This window comes from Klebsiella ornithinolytica NBRC 105727 = ATCC 31898 (assembly GCF_001598295.1).
In the GTDB taxonomy this organism is placed as follows: Bacteria; Pseudomonadota; Gammaproteobacteria; order Enterobacterales; family Enterobacteriaceae; genus Klebsiella; species Klebsiella ornithinolytica.
Genome location: NZ_BCYR01000034.1, coordinates 1 through 1,208, shown reverse-complemented (window position 1 = coordinate 1,208; position 1,208 = coordinate 1). Strand labels below are relative to the sequence as shown.

At 52.9% G+C, this 1,208-nt stretch carries 1 protein-coding gene; it reads left to right on the top strand.

Features of this window, described 5'->3' with window-relative positions; all coding sequences use genetic code 11:
* Positions 1 to 79 precede the first annotated feature (79 nt).
* A protein-coding gene (locus ROR01S_RS25590; RefSeq protein ID WP_155728893.1) for an IS3 family transposase occupies positions 80 to 1,191 on the top strand; the annotation gives its coding sequence in 2 pieces (ribosomal slippage) (positions 80 to 341 and positions 341 to 1,191; 1,113 coding nt in all).
* Positions 1,192 to 1,208: the final 17 nt, after the last annotated feature.

Here is a 1,208-nt window from a genome sequence, read left to right as displayed (position 1 = left end):
TGTAAGTATCCCGATAAACCGGACCATTCACTTTTAGAGATCTTCCGGCATACTGATTATGTCCCCGGAGGAGATCGCCATGCGCAAGGCACGATTCACCGAACACCAGATCATCGCCGTTCTGAAGTCCGTCGAAGCCGGACGCACCGTTAAGGATGTCTGCCGCGAGGTCGGGATCTCTGAGGCCTCGTACTACAACTGGAAAGCGAAGTTCGGCGGTATGGAAGCCTCCGATATCAAAAAGATGAAAGACCTCGAGGATGAAAACCGCCGGCTGAAACAGATGTTCGCGGACCTGAGTCTCGAGTGCCGCGCACTGAAAGACGTTATTGAAAAAAAGCTTTAAAACCAGCGATAAAGCGTGAGCTGGTCAGCTATCTGACCGCGCAGTTTGCCATGAGCTTACGTCAGGCATGCAGGACATTATCGCTGAGCAGGACGGTATTTCGTTATCAGCCGGATACGCGACGTGATGAGCCGGTGATTATGGCGCTGACCGTGGCGGCTGAACGCTATCCGCGATACGGATTTAAAAAGCTTTTTCAGGTACTTCGCAGGCAGGGTAATATCTGGAACCATAAGCGCGTTCACCGTATTTACTGCCTGCTGAAACTGAATTTTCGCCGTAAGGGAAAGCAGCGCCTGCCGGTGTGCAATCCGGCTCCGCTGACGACACCGGAAGCGATGAACCAGAGCTGGTCCATCGATTTTATGCACGATGCGCTGGTGTGCGGCAGACGCTTCCGGACCTTCAACGTGGTGGATGATTTTAACCGCGAAGCACTGGCGATCGAAATTGACCTGAATATCCCGGCGCAGCGGGTTGTGAGAGTGCTGGACAGGATCGTGGCAAACCGTGGATATCCGCTGAAGATGCGGATGGACAACGGCCCGGAACTGGTCTCGCTGGCGCTGGCACAATGGGCAGAAGAGCATGGTGTGATGCTGGAATTTATCAGGCCCGGCAAGCCCACGCAGAATGCCTTTATCGAACGGTTCAACCGGACATACAGGACAGAAATACTGGATTTTTATCTGTTCAGAACACTGAATGAAGCACGGGAAATTACAGAGCGCTGGTTGACGGAATATAACAGCGAGCGGCCTCATGAATCCCTGAATAACCTGACGCCGGAAGAATACCGGCTGATGGCTGAAACCCCGGAAATCTCAAAAAGTGCGTGGAACTAAAACGGGTGCGCTTACAG